Annotated in this window: 18 protein-coding genes; 1 reads left to right on the forward strand and 17 read right to left on the reverse strand. The window is 29.9% G+C overall.

The genetic code is table 11. The annotated features are described in order from the left end of the window. Positions 1-8 precede the first annotated feature (8 nt). The 9 genes from QMG30_RS06245 to QMG30_RS06285 form a co-directional block, all read right to left on the reverse strand. Complete coding sequence (locus QMG30_RS06245) at positions 9-944, reverse strand: alpha/beta fold hydrolase (protein ID WP_281813483.1); 936 nt, start codon at positions 942-944, stop codon at positions 9-11. Positions 945-960: 16 nt separating this feature from the next. After that, on the reverse strand, positions 961-1,734 hold the full coding sequence (locus tag QMG30_RS06250; RefSeq protein ID WP_281813485.1) for an ABC transporter ATP-binding protein: 774 nt from the start codon (positions 1,732-1,734) through the stop codon (positions 961-963). After that, on the reverse strand, positions 1,734-2,768 hold the full coding sequence (locus QMG30_RS06255) for a FecCD family ABC transporter permease (protein ID WP_281813488.1): 1,035 nt from the start codon (positions 2,766-2,768) through the stop codon (positions 1,734-1,736). The genes QMG30_RS06250 and QMG30_RS06255 overlap by 1 nt, the downstream gene beginning before the upstream one ends. A 4-nt stretch (positions 2,769-2,772) precedes the next feature. Further along, on the reverse strand, positions 2,773-3,846 hold the full coding sequence (locus QMG30_RS06260) for an ABC transporter substrate-binding protein (protein ID WP_281813490.1): 1,074 nt from the start codon (positions 3,844-3,846) through the stop codon (positions 2,773-2,775). Positions 3,847-3,868: 22 nt separating this feature from the next. After that, entirely contained in the window at positions 3,869-4,318 is a 450-nt protein-coding gene (locus QMG30_RS06265) for a MarR family winged helix-turn-helix transcriptional regulator (protein ID WP_281813492.1), read from the reverse strand. 27 nt (positions 4,319-4,345) lie between these two features. Next, positions 4,346-5,341, reverse strand: coding sequence for a methyltransferase (locus QMG30_RS06270; protein WP_281813494.1), 996 nt, complete (start codon positions 5,339-5,341; stop codon positions 4,346-4,348). A gap of 123 nt (positions 5,342-5,464) precedes the next feature. Continuing rightward, positions 5,465-5,806, reverse strand: a complete 342-nt coding sequence (locus QMG30_RS06275) for a four-helix bundle copper-binding protein (protein ID WP_281813497.1) — start codon at positions 5,804-5,806, stop codon at positions 5,465-5,467. A gap of 339 nt (positions 5,807-6,145) precedes the next feature. Beyond that, positions 6,146-8,239, reverse strand: a complete 2,094-nt coding sequence (locus QMG30_RS06280; protein ID WP_281813500.1) for a choice-of-anchor J domain-containing protein — start codon at positions 8,237-8,239, stop codon at positions 6,146-6,148. Between the two features lie 111 nt (positions 8,240-8,350). Continuing rightward, positions 8,351-10,468, reverse strand: a complete 2,118-nt coding sequence (locus QMG30_RS06285; RefSeq protein WP_281813504.1) for a choice-of-anchor J domain-containing protein — start codon at positions 10,466-10,468, stop codon at positions 8,351-8,353. Positions 10,469-10,942: 474 nt separating this feature from the next. On the opposite strand from QMG30_RS06285, the gene QMG30_RS06290 reads away from it, so the two are divergent. Then, positions 10,943-11,077: a hypothetical protein gene (locus QMG30_RS06290; RefSeq protein ID WP_281813506.1), complete on the forward strand. Its 135-nt coding sequence runs from the start codon at positions 10,943-10,945 to the stop codon at positions 11,075-11,077. 129 nt (positions 11,078-11,206) lie between these two features. Here QMG30_RS06290 and QMG30_RS06295 read toward each other — a convergent pair whose 3' ends face one another. The 8 genes from QMG30_RS06295 to QMG30_RS06330 all read right to left on the reverse strand — a co-directional run bounded on the left by QMG30_RS06295 (position 11,207) and on the right by QMG30_RS06330 (position 19,651). Beyond that, entirely contained in the window at positions 11,207-12,487 is a 1,281-nt protein-coding gene (locus QMG30_RS06295; protein WP_281813508.1) for a dihydroorotase, read from the reverse strand. Continuing rightward, the gene (locus tag QMG30_RS06300) at positions 12,480-13,412 is read right to left on the reverse strand and encodes an aspartate carbamoyltransferase catalytic subunit (RefSeq protein ID WP_281813511.1); all 933 of its coding nucleotides are present in this window, start codon (positions 13,410-13,412) and stop codon (positions 12,480-12,482) included. The genes QMG30_RS06295 and QMG30_RS06300 overlap by 8 nt, the downstream gene beginning before the upstream one ends. 105 nt (positions 13,413-13,517) lie before the next feature. After that, a complete protein-coding gene (locus QMG30_RS06305; protein ID WP_281813513.1) occupies positions 13,518-13,994 on the reverse strand; it encodes a hypothetical protein in 477 nt (158 codons plus the stop codon). Positions 13,995-14,036: 42 nt separating this feature from the next. Continuing rightward, positions 14,037-15,653 (reverse strand): S-layer homology domain-containing protein, encoded by a 1,617-nt coding sequence (locus QMG30_RS06310; RefSeq protein WP_281813515.1) that lies wholly within the window; start codon positions 15,651-15,653, stop codon positions 14,037-14,039. A gap of 287 nt (positions 15,654-15,940) precedes the next feature. Next, positions 15,941-17,233 carry a uracil-xanthine permease family protein gene (locus tag QMG30_RS06315; protein ID WP_281813519.1) on the reverse strand — a complete coding sequence of 431 codons (1,293 nt, stop codon included), beginning with the start codon at positions 17,231-17,233 and terminating at the stop codon, positions 15,941-15,943. Positions 17,234-17,337: 104 nt separating this feature from the next. After that, positions 17,338-17,856, reverse strand: a complete 519-nt coding sequence (gene pyrR, locus QMG30_RS06320; RefSeq protein WP_281813521.1) for a bifunctional pyr operon transcriptional regulator/uracil phosphoribosyltransferase PyrR — start codon at positions 17,854-17,856, stop codon at positions 17,338-17,340. A 220-nt stretch (positions 17,857-18,076) separates the two neighbouring features. Continuing rightward, positions 18,077-18,883: a phosphotransferase gene (locus QMG30_RS06325; RefSeq protein ID WP_281813523.1), complete on the reverse strand. Its 807-nt coding sequence runs from the start codon at positions 18,881-18,883 to the stop codon at positions 18,077-18,079. A gap of 21 nt (positions 18,884-18,904) precedes the next feature. Beyond that, positions 18,905-19,651: an acyl-[acyl-carrier-protein] thioesterase gene (locus tag QMG30_RS06330; protein WP_281813525.1), complete on the reverse strand. Its 747-nt coding sequence runs from the start codon at positions 19,649-19,651 to the stop codon at positions 18,905-18,907. Positions 19,652-19,662: the final 11 nt, after the last annotated feature.

The following is a 19,662-nucleotide window of genomic DNA, read 5'->3' on the forward strand; positions in this document are numbered from 1 at the left end:
TAGTATCTTTATCGATTAAAATAATCAATTAACAACTTATTGATAACATCTGCAAATTCATAATGTGCTAAATGTGATGCTTTCTCTATCTCATGATACTCTATTGCTGGAATTAACTCCTGTAATTTTTCCATGGATTCCTTAGTGTTTTTTTTGTCGTTTTCACCCCAAGTCAACAGTATAGGAATTTCATTTTCTCTTAATTTTTCATAGTATATTGTAGCATCATCTAGCGCATTACCTCTCATATTAGCTAAAATAGCTCTTTTTTTACCTTTGAAATTCATCTGTTTCTTTAGTTTATCAATAAGTTCCTGTTTTTTCTCATCTGAATATAATACATTCTTTGAAGGGTCTGTAAACATTTTATCTCCCATAACATTCATCATGTATTCGCCGATGAATCTAGTTTTTAATACATTAACCATACCTTTACCAGGGTAAGTATCAAAAAATGGTGAAAGTAAAGCTATCTTATCTACCTCTTCAGGGTGTGATGCTGCAAAATAAGTCGTTATACTGCCACCTTGAGATGTACCTATCATATAAACAGGTCCAGTTATATTTAATTTCTCTTTGAGTTCAAGAAGTTGTTTATCATATAATTCTCTGTTGTATTCGTTGAGTTTAGGTCTATCAGAATATCCATGACCATATACATCATATCTAAGGACTCTGAATCCAGCTTCGGCTAATGCATCTATATTGTAATCCCATGTAAAATATGGTGCGGCATTACCATGCACTAAGATAATGGGTTTACCATCTTCTGGTCCTTTTAATTCATAATGGATATAGCCATCTGCTAGTTCAATAAAGCTTCCCTCTAATTTTGCTCTTGTTTGTTGATTCAACGTTTCTTTTTCCAAATTACCTGTTATAAAAGGTAATATAATTACGATTAATATTATTACACTTATTATGATTAGAATCTTCTTTTTCATTTCTCTCCTCCTTTTATTAAGTACCTAAAAATACAAAAGATGGTACGTTTTTATCTTTATAATTCAAATCAATAAGTTTAGAATTAACATAAAAATATTCTTTAATTGTTTTTTCTGTCATTATGCTACTAATATCTCCATAGGTGTATTTATCCTTGCTTAATACTAAGCATTTATTTGCTATTTTCATGATATTATTAGGATAATGAGAATTAATTATAGTACTTATCCCCTTCTCTTTTGCCAATTTACTTATTGTGTGTAATACTTTAAATTGATTATAGAAATCTAAATGGGATTCTGGTTCATCTAATATCAGCAACTTCGGAAATGATGCCAAAGCCTTGGCTATAAATACCATCTGTAGCTGTCCACCACTTAGTTCATTACAATATGAATTTCTTATATGATAGATACCTAATTCATTCAAAATGCTATCTACTATATCATAATCCTCTTTTTTGGGAGATTGAAAATAATTATTGGTTCCATTTCTTCCAAATACAACTAGATCTTTTACTAAATATGAAAAGGGTAATTTCCTTGCTTGAGGTACATAACCGATATCTTTAATACGATTAGCATTAATTGTATTTTGTCCATTGAAAATACAAGTCCCACTATCCCATTTTAAAATTCCAGCAATACATTTCAATAAAGTAGTCTTACCTATTCCATTACATCCCATGATTGCAAGAATCTCTCCTTCTTTAATGGAAAAACTGATGTTTTTTAGTATTGGTTCATTTGGTTTATAAGAATAATAGCAGTTTCTTAATTTTAAAAGCATTATATTTCACCTTTCTTATATATAAATAAAAGAGCAAAGATCGGAGCACCTATTAAAGCGGTCAATATACCTATAGGAATTTCCGAGGAACTGATATTTCTTGCTAAACAATCAACAACTATCAGAAAAACCGCTCCAGCAAAACCTGATAATGGTATTAGATAACCATGATTATAGCCAATTATCTTTCTACATATATGAGGAATTACTAAGCCTATCCATCCAATAATACCTGCTACTGTAACTGTGGAAGAAACCATAACAGTACATAATATGATAATGATCCATCTAAGTCTCTTAGGATTAACCCCCATAGTAAATGCTTCATCATCACCTAAAGATAATATATTGATCTTCCATCTAAGCATAGTTAAGCCTATTAGCCCAATCAACACAGGTATTATAATAATTTTAATCTGGTCATATGAAGCATTAGAAAAGCTACCCATAAGCCAAAAAGTAATAGCTGGCAATTTTTCTTCTGTATCTGCAACGTATTTTGTTATAGATATTAAAGATGTAAATACAGAAGAAACTATTATTCCACTTAATATGATTGATAGAATCGAATGATCCTTTCTGCTTTTGGAAAATAAAAATACTAAACACATACTGACAATGCCAAAGAGAAAAGATAATAATTGTATGGTAATCAAATTGTTTGCTGTTAATATGATACCAAGTGCTGCACCAAACCCAGCACCAGATGAAACACCTAGAACATCGGGACTAACTAGTGGATTTTGTAATAATCCTTGCATACAAGTTCCTGATATAGCAATACAAGCCCCTACTAATCCAGCTAGTATGATACGTGGTATTCTTATATCCCATATTATGTAAGATGAAATTTGCAATTCATCAGGTAAATTGGTGTGATTGATTTTGGCACTGAATATCTTGATGATATCAATTACAGATACATCATATCGACCTATGAATAAAGATACAACACTTACTATTATCAATAATACAACTACTATAAAAACTACATTCTTAAAAGATACCCTATTACTATTTTTTTTTATTTTCATTGTGTCATTTTCCTTTTACTTTTTTAGGTTTCAATATATCTTCAACTATTTCATCCTTTAATTCTATTTCATATATTCTGTTATAATATCCTTTTAAGTAGGTAATGAAATCATCTCTACTCAATGAATCAGGATAAGTTTTTGAAATAAGCCATAAAGGCATTATTGGAGAATCTGCACTTGGTGCTCCCCATGAATATGTTGCTTGAGGAATGTCAAAAATAGCCTTATTCTTATATGCTTGAATCAATGACCAATCTTGATTTGTTGTTTGATTATTGATAATTGTTGTTGCAGGTATTCCTAAAAATATAAAAACAACATCAGGATTCCATTCATAAATTTGTTCCATACTTACTTCTTTGCACCCATCTATACCTTTAGCTACATTCTCTATTCCTGCTTTATTAAAAAAGTTATCTCCATATGAGTCATTCCCACTTACAGTTACTTTTCCATTGATATAACTAAAAATATAGAGCCCTTTTTTCTTAGTAAAGTTATTTTTCAATAATTCATTGGCTTTATTATTAGAGGTTTCCCACTCTTTTTCTATAGTATTTTCACTAGTGATATTAAAAGATTCTTCTAGATGTTTTTCCCATTCAATTGTCATAACTTCAGGGTCTCTATTTTTGCTAAGCATCATATCAACAGAATCTACGTCTAATTTGTCTAATTCATTCTTTTGGTTATCACCATAATAGAATATTATATCCGGTGATAATTTCAGAAGTTCTTCTGTATTAACAACAAATTCGTTATTAATAAAAGAAGTATTAATATCTTTATAACCAGGATATAATTCACTTAATACTTTCTCATTAGCTGTACTGAATGATCTTGAATTGATTCCTACTACGGTACTATTTTCTGGCGATGCACTAAGATAAATTGAAAATATAGGTGGAGAAATAATAGTGACTCTAGTATCATCTTGAACCTCTATCCCTGCTTCAACATTATCTTTATTAACTGGTGTAGATACTTTATTATCTTTATTAACCGAACACCCTGTTAATTGTATTAATACTACACTTAATATTACAATAATGGTTCTCATTCTCATTGAGCTCATAAAAAAAAACCTCCTCTATTTGTTAAAAATGATTATCTATCAAATTATTTGAGTATTTAAGAAATTTTTGAATCAATAACAATTCTTCGTTATTAAGACTATCTAGGAAGTCAAATAAAGCATTATCAAAATCATTATGATATTGCTCGTGAAATTTGTAAGCTTTTTCACCTTCTCTAGTTAAATATAATTTAGTCTTTTTCTTATTTTCTTCATCATTAACTTTTTTAATCAATGATCTTTTTTCTAATTTCAATACTGTTTTGTAGACAACAGCTCTAGTTATACCAAACCTTCTAGCCATTTCTGAGCTATAAATGCCAGGATTATCTCCAATCATTTTAATCATATGTATTTCTCCGCGATAGAATTTCATGTTTTCACTACCAAAATCCAAAACATTTGTTTTACCGTTTGCTACTTTTTCTGTCATTGAAATAAAAGATTCTAAAACTTTGTTCTTGGCATTCATTTAACTTCTCCTTTTGTTCTTTGATGCTTATTTCTGGTAAACCTTTATGCTGAGGTTTCCACTTTTGTCTTGTTTATATAATCTAAATCCCCTATCCGTCATTGAGTCTTGAATAACTTTATCAGGTAGAAGTAAGTCTAGACCATCTAAATGACTTGAAAGCCATCCTAGTACCGTTTCAGAGGGTTCTAGATAATCTTCACTGAATCCATGGGTAATTAAATATATTATACCATTTTTGTTAAGAGCATCATATAGTTTTTTAATAAAATTATCCAAATGGTCTTTAGCAAAATCTATAATACCTGAGGCAATTATTATATCATAACCATTTCCTATATCATCTTTGATGAAATCTCCTTCTTGTATGGTTATTCTTGAATTCAGGTTATTCTTAGAAACTAAATCTTCTGCGACTAATGAAACTTTAGGTCCCTCAAAAATGACACCTTTTGCATTAGGAAAGATTTTACATAATTCTATTCCCATAGCTCCTGAGCCACCACCTAGGTCTAATATCTTACTCGGTTCAGTATCTTGATATATTTTATTCATAAGAGCTATTAAGGGTTCTATTCTCCATAAATAAATTTCTGGTATACATACTTTTGCTAATTTAGCAAAATCATAGACTTTCTGTCCTTGATTATGTTCTGTAATAGTATTATCTGGTCCAAATCTTACTCTGTTTTCAATATTATCTAATGACATCATTACATTTCTAAACAGTATAGATTCACCTAAATAGGATGTACTTGCCTTAGACAAATATTTTTGTCCTTCTATTGTATTGACATATTTATCTTGGTGTTTGTCTATTAAGTGTATAGCTGCTAAAGCATTAAGTAATAATTTTAGATTTCTCATATTATAATTAGTTCTATCAGCAAGTTCTTCTATAGATATTTCTTCATCTAGATAGGAAAATATATCAAGTTGTAGAGCAGAAAAAAATAATTGAGATTCTCTATGATTACTTACCATTGTATAATATGTATTTGCTAATAAGTTTTTATTATCCATTGTTTCACTCCTTTTATGTAACCCTAGCATACATTATTATATAATTAAATACATCGTATGTCAAGCATACAATGTATTTAGTTAGTAATACATTTTTACTAATGTCTATAAAACAGATTGTTATTAAGACATCTTATTGCACTCTTCTGCACATTTCTTACATACTTGAGCACATTTTTGACAATGCTCATCTTTAAACATTTCACATTCTTTTGAACACATATCACAAATAGTGGCACATAGTTTACAATGTTCTTTTGCATGTTTTGCTTCCATAGACATATGTGCTACTGACATTTGACACATTTGAGCACATTCTATTAGCGTACTGATACAATTCTTTCTTTCTGCCACGTCAGCTTCATTTAGACATGCTTTGAAACATTCATAACAAGCTTGTGCACATTTTGAACATTCATCGATACACATTTGATATTTATCAGTGTTTGTTGTTACTATACCCATAAGCATTATACCTCCGTTTTATTTTAATACAACAATATTATTTGCAAATTTCATTACTTAATACTAATTAAATTAAATTTCATACGATTGTTTATGAACAAAAGAGGCTATGCCTCGTTCCGCAAAGCGGATTTGTCGTTAGGAAAATTTCCTTAGCGCATATGAAAATGCTTCTGGTTCATATGCTTAAAAAATAGGACTTTCGTATAAGGAAACAAAAGAGGCTATTCTTCCTTCTTCTCAAAAAAAATTCGATGAAAATAGAACTTTTTTTGTCAAAAAAATAGCCAGCCAATTAGTAAACTGGCTGGTTATCTTTGCTATTGATATATAATTATATTATCTCATTTTAGGACTATTAAATATTTTATTATATATTATTTCATATTCAAAATCTACTGTTCCTTTTTTACCTATTGGTGCAGCATACCATACTATCATGTATGTAGTACCTTTTTGGAAGAATAGATTAAGGTTAACTGAATCTTGTTCAGTTATATTGAATGGATCTATATTAAGTATGCTATATGCAGTAAGGTCGATACACTTTTGACCACCTAATGTCTTTTTATTAATAAATGTAACAGCATACTCAACTTTAATATCTAAAATTTCATCTATACTGCTAAATCCATCTAAAGAACTACAATCATTTAGATAACCTATTTCTTCAATCTCAACATTATCTATGAACCATCCTGATTCATTAGATGCTGCATCTGTCATATAACGGAATCCAACTAGGATCTCTTGTCCTGCATATGGAGTTAAATCGAATTCTTCAGTACCCCAAGCAGTATCTTGTCTTGAGAATCCAGGTAGATTATCATATATATCAGGAGCTTGAGAGTTTAATGGAAATTCATCTTGGTCTATAGTATTATCATTAGCAAGACTTGTCCAAGTTTCTCCATTATCTGTGGAAACTTGAACCATACAAGCATCCCACATTGGTTCAGCATCAACGAATGTATCAAATTTCAACATTGGATTTACTGCATCAGTTAAATCAGCACTAAATATCAATTGATTATCTATATCGTTACCATTATTTCCCCAGAGTACTTCTCCTTTATCTTCTTTTGGGTCTTCCATAGATTTCCATGGATTAGGCATGAATTCTACTCCATCAAATTTGATATTATTGATTCTTTTTGAAGTATCTAATACTTTGTAATCAGCTCCCCAAGCAGGAACTCCGTCTTTATCATATTCAAGAGCAGATTCAAAATCAACATTAATATCTATACTATCAAAATTATAGATACCATCACCAATAAAATCAGTATCGATAGCAGCCGCAATAGTGAAATTCCTAAATAAATCTTCAAAATCTATACCTGTATTAAATTCATCAAGAACATCATTAACACTTTCGATTCCATGGTTTGCATCTTTTGCTAATGATTGTGTAAAATCATGACCATATTTGTCATATATATATAATTGGAATAAATAAGCTTGACCATAATCTGCTAAAGTCTCAGGTCCAGTTGAAGCATCAACATGCTCATCCCATTCAACTAATGAATTTTCTGGATAATCCAAGAAAGCATTAACATGGCTCATAGGATGAATACCGAAACATAAATACTCAGCAAAATCAGACATACCTTCATTTAACCAAGTTTCTTCTGATGAATCATTATCATCATGAATTAAATGTTGGAATTCATGAGCTGTAGTTGGTAGCCAGTCTTCGTCTAATCTTCTATCCCAATCTTTTGCAGATATATTAATTATGTTTCTATCCATATAATCTTCATATGTAGTTGAATAAAATCCTCCCATTATTAATGGGTATGTTTGATCATAATAATTGGTATCTCTAAAATTATCTACAAGAAGGATTACTCTATCAGCTCCGTCTTCTGCAACATAATAATCTTGTGGTAGGCCTACTTGAGCTGGAAGTGTTGCATCATTTCCAGTATGAGTATCATGCATACCGAAGAAACTTGTATCAGTAGGATAAACTGTTTCGTCAAAAACGTCTCTTGCATGATCTACTTGTTGTTGATTAATGATAGGGGTTTCTCTATCATCAATATAAGATAAATCATCAGCTATCCATAGTTCAACTGTTTCTCCAAGACTTCTTAGAGTAAAAGTTTTTAGATAATATCCATTTGTTTCATCGTATGCTAAGAAATATTTAGTTCCTCCATTATAAGTGAAATTAGGATTATCAGCTTCAGCTGTTAAAGAATAAGTATTTGCAAAACGCATTTTTGATGCGAATTGTTTTAATTGCTTAGCTATTTCTAATTTATAATCATCATCTTTTTCTAGTGCTCTAATTTTAGTACCCATATCAATTATGTCTCCATATCTGTCTGTATCCCATTCATCTTGAGCAAAAACGCTGGTTGCTGTAAATGTAAATGATAAACAAAATACTAGTGATAATACTAATGATAATAATTTTTTCATAAAAAAACCTCCATTTGTTTTATTGATAATTTTCTACAATTAAACTGATAATCAGTATTGTATAAGTGTTTGTGATTAATATTTAATTTAAAATTTAATCCTTATGCATATTTATCTTTGCTTTTCTCCAACAAAATCTTTTTGAGAAATTATTTCATATTCAAAATCTACAGTTCCTTTTTTTCCTATAGGAGCCGCATACCAAACTATCATATAATTAGTTCCATGTTGGAAATATCCTTTAAGTTTAACTGAATCTTGATCAGTTATGCTAAATGGATCTATATTAAGGATTTTATATTGAACTTCATTATTGTTTCCGTGACCATGACCATGTCCATGACCATGATGACCTTTTGTTGATTCATTAATGAATGTAACAGCATATTCTACTTTAATATTTAAAATTTCATCTATACTGCTAAATCCATCTAAAGAACTACAATCATTTAGATAACCTATTTCTTCAATCTCAACATTATCTATGAACCATCCTGATTCATTAGATGCTGCATCTGTCATATAACGGAATCCAACTAAGATTTCTTGTCCTACATATGGAGTTAAATCGAATTCTTCAGTACTCCAAACAGTATCTTGTCTTGAGAATCCAGGTAGATTATCATATATATCAGGAGCTTGAGAGTTATATGGGAATTCATCTTGACCTATAGTATTGTCATTAGCAAGACTTGCCCAAGTTTCTCCATTATCTGTGGAAACTTGAACCATACAAGCATCCCACATTGGTTCAGCATCTACGAATGTATCAAATTTCAACAATGGATTTACTGCATCAGTTAAATCAGCACTAAATATCAATTGATTGTCAATACTGTTACCATTATTTCCCCAAAGTACTTCGCCTTTATCTTCTTTTGGATCTTCCATAGGTACCCATGGATTAGGCATAAACTCTACTCCATCAAATTTAATATTACAAATTCTTTCAGAATTATCTAATACTTTATAATCAGCACCCCAAGCAGGTACTCCATCTTTGTCATATGCAAGAGCTGATTCAAAATCAACATTGATATCTATACTATCAAAATTGTAGATACCATTCTCAACAATATCAGTATCTATAGCCGCTGCAATAGAAAATCTTCTAAATAATTCTTCAAAATCAATACCTGCATTAAATTCATCAAGAATATCATTAACACTTTCAATTCCATGGTTTGCATCTTTTGCTAGTGCTTGTGTAAAATCATGACCATATTTATCGTACATATATAGTTGGAATAAATAAGCTTGACCATAATCTGCTAAAGTTTCAGGTCCAGTTGGAGCATCAACGTGCTCATCCCATTCTACTAATGAATTCTCTGGATAATCCAAGAAAGCATTAACATGACTTGTTGGATGAATACCAAAACATAAATACTCTGCAAAATCAGACATACCTTCATTTAACCATGTTTCTTCTGATGAATCATTATCATCATGAATTAAATGTTGGAATTCATGAGCTGTTGTTGGTAACCAGTCTTCGTCTAATCTTCTATCCCAATCTTTAGCACATAAATTAATTATATTTCTATCCATATAATCTTCATAAGTACTTGAATAAAATCCACCTATTATTAGTGGGTATGTTTGATCATAGTAATTAGTATCTCTAAAGTTATCTACGAGAAGGATTACTCTATCAGCTCCATCTTCTGCAACATAGTAATCTTGTGGTAGACCTACTTGACCTGGAAGAGTTGCATCATTTCCAGTATGAGTATCATGCATACCAAAGAAACTTGTATCAGTAGGATAAACAGTTTCATCAAAAACGTCTCTTGCATGATCTACTTGTTGTTGATTAATGACAGGGGTTTCTCTATCATCATTATAAGATAAATCGTCAGCTATCCAAATTTCAACTGTTTCTCCAAGACTTCTTAAAGTAAAAGTTTTTAGATAATATCCATTTATTTCATCGTATGCTAGGAAATATTTAGTTCCTCCGTTATAAGTGAAATTAGGATTATCAGCTTCAGCTGTTAAAGAATAAATATTAGTAAAACTCATTTTTGAAGTGAATTGCATTAATTGATCAGCTATTTGCTGCCTATAATCTTCATCTTTCTCTAATGTTCTGAGTTTAGTACCAATGTCGATTAAGTCTCCATATCTGTCCGTATCCCACTCATCATCAGCTAAAACATTTGTCACTGGTAAAGCAAAAGATAGACAAAATACCATTGCTAACAATAAAGTTAAAACTTTTTTCATATAAAACCTCCCTGTTTTTTGTTAGATAACATATAAATTATCAATTAATATTAAATTATTAATAATATTGTTACAAGTTATCCACATCATAAGTATATAATATTTTATTAATAATTTCTACAATAATTGTCATATTCTTTTAAATTAAAACAATTATATGCTTATACTAATTATAATATTATTATAATTACAATTTAATCTTATTTTAATATTCAGAATTAAATTATTACAATATTAATTTAATTGTATAATATTACTTAAAACAATATATACTAAGTGTAATTATATACAACTCAACTTTCCTACCTTTAACTTAATTCAGATAATTAAGGTTTAAAGGTCTGGTTTACGGAATAAAAGAAAGAAGAATCACCTATATTTTAATTCTGTAAAGCCTTTCAATTAGATTACTCACATAAATTTGAAGTGGGAAAGTTGAGTAAATATCGTTTATTAATCAAAGGAGGATAAATTATGAGAAAATCAGTTCAAGAAAACAGTGAAAAAATAAAAAGAACTTTTAAGAATAATGGTAAATATGATAAGGATTTTAGCAATAACAAGAAAAGTAATGCTAACGACAAACTAGATAATAATTCTGATAGATAATAATAATATTTCTTTAACTTTAATAAGAGAATTGAATTAATTTATTATAATAAAGGGAATATATATGACAATTCAAATAAAACATCTCCTATTAAATATATAATATTTCAAATAGGAGATGTTTTGTATTTAATCTTCGCTATAACTATAGAGCTTACCATTGATTATTGTATCAGTTATGTTAGCAAAAACTTCATAACCATCATATAATGAATATCTGGCTTTTGATAAAAATTTCTTAGAATGAATTTTATATTTATCATCTATATCAACTATAACCATGTCTCCATCATATCCTTGTGCTATTCTACCCTTATTAATACTTAATATGTTAGCAGGATTAAAAGACATTTTATTTATTAATTGCTGTATTGTTAATATATTATTTTTAACTAAATAAGTATATGATAATGAAAATGCAGTTTCAAATGATGACATTCCGAAAGAAGCTACATCAAACTCTAATAACTTGGAATCGATTGTATTAGGTTTATGGTCTGAACTGATAACATCAATTGTACCATCTTTTAAACCTTCAAGTATACTATCAATATCTTCTTGAGTTCTAAGTGGAGGACTTAATTTAGCAAAAGTATTATAGTTATCGACACTTGATTCATCTAATATGAAATATCTAGGGGAGGTCTCTGCCGTAATTTTTATTCCTTTGCTTTTAGCATCCCTAATTAGTTCGACAGTTTCTTTTGATGAAACATGTGTTATATGCAGATTGATGTCATATTCTTTTGCTAATAAAATGTTTCTAGTCAAATGTAATGTCTCAGCTACTACAGGAAATCCTTTCAAACCAAGTCTAGTTGCCATATAACCTTCATTTATACCACTTTTGTTAGAAATACTAGTATCTTCACAATGTAATATTATTGGAAGCTCAAACATACTAGCATAACGAAATATTTTTTTCAATAGATTATTATCTTGTATAGGTATATCGCCATCTGATAATGCGACAATTCCAGAAAGTTGCATTTCACCATATTCTGTTAATTCTTTTCCTTCACAATTTTTGGTTAAACTACCATAAGGAAAAAGATTAGTTATAGCATCTACCTTTGATTTCGTTTTTATATACTCCACTACTGTTTTATTATCGATAACTGGTAAAGTATTAGGATTACAAGTGATACTTGTAAATCCTCCTCTAGCTGCACTTGAAGAACCAGTAATGAAACTTTCTTTATATTCATATCCTGGCTCACATATTTCACAATGCATGTCTATAAGTCCAGGAATCACGATTTTATCACTAGCATCTATCGTATAATATCCATCCATATTTATATTAGGCATTATTTCTGCAATTTTACCATCATTTATTAATATATCAGTATTCAACAATACCTCGTTGTCAGTTATTACTTTTCCATTTTTAATAAGTAAATTATACATTAAAACTCACCCCACACTTAGATAATACATGAAATAACGCCATTCTAACAGCTACTCCATTGATTTGCTGTCTATTAATTATAGAATTGTCTCCGTCAATGACTTCAGAAGATATTTCAATTCCTCTATTTATAGGCCCAGGATGCATTACTATAACATCCTTTTTAGCATACTTCAAGCGATTTACATCTAGTTTGAATAATCTCATATACTCATTTATGGAAGGTAAAAGATTATCTTCTTGCCTTTCATTCTGAATTTTTAATGTCATTATGACATCAGCATCAATAATTGCTTCGGTAATAGTGTTATGAACTTCTATATTATCACCTAAATTACTTGGAATGAGTGTTGGTGGTCCAGCTAATGTAACTTTTGCACCAAGTTTCGTAAGCCCCCAAATGTTACTTCTTGCTACTCTATTATGCATGATATCTCCAATTATAGCTACCTTCAAGCCACTGAATTTATTTTTGATTTCATATATTGATAATAGATCTACCAAAGCTTGACTAGGGTTTTCGTTTCTACCATCACCCGCATTGATTACAGACGCATTGACATATTTAGTAAGGTAATGAGGACCTCCAGAAAGTGGATGTCTTATTACTATGAAATCAGCACCTATCTGGTCAACAGATCTACCGAGGTCTTTTAATGACTCACCTCTGTAGAACTGATTTGATGTGGTAAGATTAATAACTTTAGCACTCAGATTTTGAGCAGCTAGTTCAAATGATAACTTTGAACGTGACTGCTCTTCATAATATAGCATCGCTACAGTTTTACCTTTCAATAAAGGAGTTGTTGTGAACTTATTAGACTTAATGGTATATTTCATCTTTTGTGCTGAGTTAAGTATATAATGAATCTCATCGCATGATAAGGATTTTAGATCTAAAAAATGTTTAAGATTAAGTAACATTATAATACCTCCAAGAGTGATTAATAAAATATATTGTATACCACTATAACAATTAAATCAATAGAGTTTATTAAAATTCGATTCTATGGTTGTAATAATTATCAGTTATTTCTTATAATAATCTTTTACAAATACACAGATAGATTCAAAAAACAAGTGTTTGAATTCATCTTGTTGAATTTCAGGGTCTAATTCTTGGAATTCAGGATCATCTAACATATCATATTCAAAAATCACTGGTCTCCATAGTCCTATGCCAAGTTCTTTAAAACTGTAGCTATAACCTAATTCACAATCTGTTTCATCATACTTGCCATATTCAGAAATATATTTAACCAATAACTTCGCTTCAGTCCTAAAAAGGTCTACTCCCTCAAAAAGAACGAAATGTGTATCTCTAAATGAATCAGGTACTTCAATAAAGATTACTTTATCATTGGCATATTCTATATGATACTCATCTATCCATTCTATAGATTCTTGTTTCTTGGGTGTTCCTATTATTCTATATACTTCTTGTCTATCCATTCCTATTTCTATTTCGCCTATTGATTTGCCTGGTACTACCTTTAAAATTTGCATTATGTAATCCTCCTTAATGATTAAATAATCTTCTATAGTTGATTAATGTATATATGTAGAAAATCTATTCAAAATACTAGCCATTTGAGCTCTAGTAACTTTTTCTTCTGGACGGAAAGTATTATCATTAAATCCTTTAAAGATTCCGTATCTATTCATTTTTATTATTGCTTCATATGACCAATCATCTTCGTCTATATCGGTAAAACCATTCTCTTCTGTTATTTCAGGTAAGTCTTTATCAATAATATTAGTAAGCATCTGTGCCATTTCTTGTCTGGTTATTATATTATCAGGATCAAATACATCGTTACCTTTGCCATTAATAATATTGTTATGGTATGCTGTCTCGATTTCCGTTTTTGCCCAGTGTGAATCTTTCACATCAGTAAAGTGCGATGTAGAATTTATCAAATCAATATCAAGAGCTCTTACGATAGTTACAGCAGCTTGCGCTCTTGTAAGATTATCAAATGGACCGAATTGTGTACTGGATATACCTCTCATCCAATCTTTATTATAGACTGAAAGTATATCATCCTCTGCCCAATGATTTTCTATATCATTAAAATAATCACCATTCAGCCAAGATTTATAATATTTCCAGATATCTTTATTCTCTTGTCCCAAACTCCAACTGCCAGTTCCTTTTAAATCATATTTTTCAACAAGCTTCAATTTTTCTTTTATGGTGAAGTTATCATCAAACCATATCTCATAATTTCCCTCTGTAACTGGAACACCCCAACTGTAAAGGTCTTTTTTTTCATCATCAGTTTCAACTACAAAATTTGCTTTCATGGATTTACTGGTATCATCATAGGTTACAGTTGCATCATAAAAAGCAAGTAGTAAATTAATGGTACTAGCAGGTATACCCTTGCCTATTATTCTATTCTCTTTTTCATCATTATCAATATCATTGATATTCCATATTCTTCCATAGAACGGTATACCTAACAGAATCTTATGTGATGGTATTCCTGCTTTAATAGCATATTTTATGGAATTCTCTACAAATGACATACTCGCTACTGGACCAGGGTCGCTTCCACCATAACTTTCATCATAGGTCATTATCATAAGATAATCACTATACTCGGATAATGCTTTGTAATCATACATACCCTGCCATCCTTTATCTGAGCCATATGGATTAGCTGCAACTGCTACACAGATTTCTTTATCTTCTTGAAGATTCTGTCTTAATAATTGAATGAATGCGGTAAAAGCTTCTTTACTTTCCCCATCCAAATTCTCAATGTCAACATTGATACCATCAAAATCATTATCTTCTATTATGGTAACAATCTGTTCTACAAGTTCTTCTTTCTTGTCCAGTGCTAATTCACCAGCATTTCTGTCCCAATGATTACTGAGAAATGGTGTAACTTTCATCCCTTTGTCATGAACTTCTTTTATCAATTTCCTATCAATATTATTAATTTCAAGGTCACCATTACTATTTATATCCAAATAGTTAGGTGAAACGCAATCAAGAGAATTGTCCGTGTCGTTAATATAACTTAAGTACGATTTCGGACTTCCGTAATGTAAATATGACATATTGAATCTGGAACTGGAATAAGAGGTATCTGAATTAATTAATAAAATAACTATAATTAATATTAGTTGGAATGTTGTCTTAAATGTTTTCATCGCCTGAAATAATCCTTTCTATAATTTTTAATTGAATATAAGCAGATAAAAAAATAACTCTATATGAATATTTTAACAGATTTTTAGCATATTTTGTCTATGAAATTTTATCCATATAGAAAAAATGCTAAGATTCAATTAAAATAGGCTGTTTCTTAATACATTTTATAATTACAATCTCCCAGAAGACTTCTATAGTGTTTATAACTAACACATATATCAACTAGGGTAAATATAAAATGAATTATGAAACAGCCTTATTAGAGTTTCAGATCAATAATTCTAATCTATATACCTTTTGGTAAAGCAAGATTCAATATAATACCTATTAAAGCTGCTACAGCTAATCCAGATATAGTTAATGAATCAATCAGTGGGAAACTATCAACTCCTATACCAACAACTAATACTATAGCTGATATCAATAGATTTCTACTATGAGTAAAATCAAGGTTAGAAGTAATTAGTATTCTTACCCCCACACTTGCTATCATACCGAATAATATGATACTGATACCACCCATTACCGGATCAGGTATTGTTCTGATTACTGCTCCAAATTTACCTATCATACTTAAGAAGATAGCGACTAGTGCTGCTATTCTTAATATAGCTGGATCATATACTTTAGTTACTGCTAATACTCCTGTATTTTCACTATATGTTGTATTGGCAGGTGCTCCAATGAATCCAGCGAAAACTGTTGCTACTCCATCTCCCAACATAGTTCTATGAACACCTGGATCTTCTAAGAAGTTTTTGCCTACAACAGCTCCATTAGTGGTTATATCTCCTATATGCTCAATAAATACTACTAGAGCTATAGGTGCAATTGCAATAATCCCTGTCATAGTGAACGATGGTGCTGTTAATAATTGTTCAGTTATATGAGTATCACCAATTGATAACCAATGAGCATTTCTTATTGCTTCAGTATTTAATAATCCAAAAGGAATACAAACTATATATCCAACAACTACTGATATTAATATTGGAACCATTTTGAAAAAACCTTTCGCGAATATTGAAACTACAACCATAGTAATAACAACTATACCTGCAACAATTGCATAGGTTCCATTAAATGCTCTTTCACCAGTTTCATTATTGATTATTGGAAAGAAAGCACTGTTTGTTGCTACTGAACACAATCTGAGTCCTATTACAATAATCATTGGACCTGTTACGATTGGTGGAAATAATTTTTTGATTTTATCTACTCCAATAAAATAAATTACGATAGCCATAAATATATAGATCAAACCAGCTACAATAATCCCACCCTTTACAAGAGATAGATTATGTAAATATTCGGTTCTTGGCATTTTTGAAACATCGTCAAGCTGATTTGGATTGAGAGTTATTGAAATTGCTCCAATAAATGCAATACTTGAACCTAAAAAAACGGGTACTTTACCTTTAGCACATAAATGAAATAGAAGAGTTCCGACACCAGCCGCAAATAATGCAATTGCTGGGTCAAGTCCTGTTAACATAGGTACTAAGACAGTTGCTCCAAACATTGCTAAAACATGTTGAAGACCTAAAATAAGTTTTTTACCTTTTGATATGTTCTCCATAATTAAAATTTACCTCCTATTTTGCAATCATTACAGAGTTATAAGCAATCTAGAAACCTAGATTACTATATTAATGGGTAATTATATTTTTAATATGGAAATCTTTAAATTATCTGTACAGTATCTTCACCATCACTTTCTAATAATTTAACACGAACTACTTCGTTTTTTGATGTAGGAATGTTTTTACCTATATAATCTGGTGTCAAAGGTAATTCTCTATGACCTCTGTCTATTAGTGATGCGAATTGAATCTTATTAGGTCTGCCTGCATTCATAACTGCTTCAATAGCAGATCTACACGTTCTACCGGTGTATATTACATCATCAACTAATACAACTGTTTTACCTTCTACATCAAAATCTAAAGGATTATTAATTACAGGTTGAAGACTTTTCTTTTGAAGATCATCTCTATAGAATGTTATATCTATTGTTCCGATTGGAACATCGACCTCTTCAAATAATTTGATTTTATTAGCAATCCTGTTAGCTAGAGGAATACCCCGTGTTTTGATACCTATAATAACAATATCTTCTACACCTTTGTTTTTCTCTATTATTTCATGTGAAATTCTTGTAAGTGCTCGTCCTATAGCTTTGTTGTCCATTAATACTTTCATAAGTTCACCTCAAAAATTATTTTTTATAGCTTGTAAAAAATTAAAAACCTAAATAATATTTAAATTTTTTCATTAAAAAAGGCTTCAAGATACATTCAAGAAGCCATAGTTTACATAACTATGTCACGGTCAAACCTCTTACTAGCATCTCTGTACTAATTTAAAGAAATCTTATTATTTAATTCTATAACAATCTATCACATTTTGTTACAAATGTCTACTACTTTTTTAATTGATTATTAATATACTCAAGTAAAAGTGCTTTTTCTTCTTCTGGTATGTTTTCATTTAATCGCGTTGTAGCTATGGGAAGTTCCCATTTTTCAATTTCATTTATGTCTGCTCCTGAGAAAGCAGTATAAAAATTTACATAATGTTTAAGTAGTAATGATCTTAAAACATGAAATTCTTTTATTTCATCTATAGGAATGTCCTTTTCAACTACTGAGTATTTTAATATGATTATGGTCCTTGCAACATCACATAAGCAGTTACCTTTTCTAGTAGTCATCCAATCTATTATATAATATTTATTATTATCTATTAATATATTTTCTGGATGAAAATCTCCATGACATAAATTACTACCATCTGGAAGAGATTTTGTATATGCTATTATTTTATGTTTTGTATCATTATCTATCAAATCTATATTTTTAATGCTTCTGATGAGTGATTGTTTATAATTATATAACCGTTTATTATAAGTAACTTTATGTATTGTATAATGTAGTTTTGCTAAATTTTCCCCATAAGTCTTAATACTGGACATATCATCAAAAATGTTATGTAACATGGTATTACCATTTACCTTATCATAGATTATACCAATCCTATCATTACATTTAACCATTTTATATGCTTTAGTAACTGGCAAATCATATGTAGATAAAATATTGTTAACTCGATATTCATATTTGATATATTTTTTTTTATAACCTTTTATAAATAATTTTAATATCTTATTATTATCAAGTTCATATATTTCAGCAGTACTTCCTTCACCTATTAACTTCCCTAATTCCATAGCTCCTCCCCAACTAATAACTTATTTTTTATCACTCCAATTTATTAATGCTTGAAAATATTTTATCTTAGTATCTTTATCCACACCTTCGACATAATAATTATTGGTGTTTTTGTCATATCCTTTGAACATTTCTATAGTTTGTCCATATTTACATTGTGTTAAGAAATTAATATGTAGAATTTCAGGTTGTTTATTTATGTAATAATCTTCTTTGAAACTGTCTAGAACCATTTCCACATAACGAACATTATTAACATGATGATTGAGATCAATATCACAATAACTGATATGCTTATCATATACATGCTGTTTATCTTCAATGTCAAATATCTTACTGGGAACTTCTTTTACAGCATGTTTATCTTCTAGATTTTCTATAGTACCTTTAAGGATTTTAGGTCTTTGAGGTCTCATTTTTTCCCAATCAACAATGACCCAGTTGGTTGTTACATTAGCTATTACTTTATTATCTGAATTAAATACCTGGAAATCCCTTAAGACAAATATCTTATCAAAACCTTTTGTCCATGTTGTCATTGTAACTGTATCCCCTAATTTCGGATAATCTATCATATCAATATATGCTCTTGACAATATCCAGAAGAGACCTTCTTTTGACATTTCACTGACTCCATATTTTTGACTGTGCGCGTGAGCTATTGCACTCTCTTGCATATAATTGAATACGGTACTCATCTTAATCCTGTTATTGAAATCAACTGCATAAGTTCCTAATTTATATGTTTGTTTTCCCATAATACTCATTTTTTATCTCA

The sequence above is a fragment of the Vallitalea longa genome, assembly GCF_027923465.1.
GTDB lineage: Bacteria > Bacillota > Clostridia > Lachnospirales > Vallitaleaceae > Vallitalea > Vallitalea longa.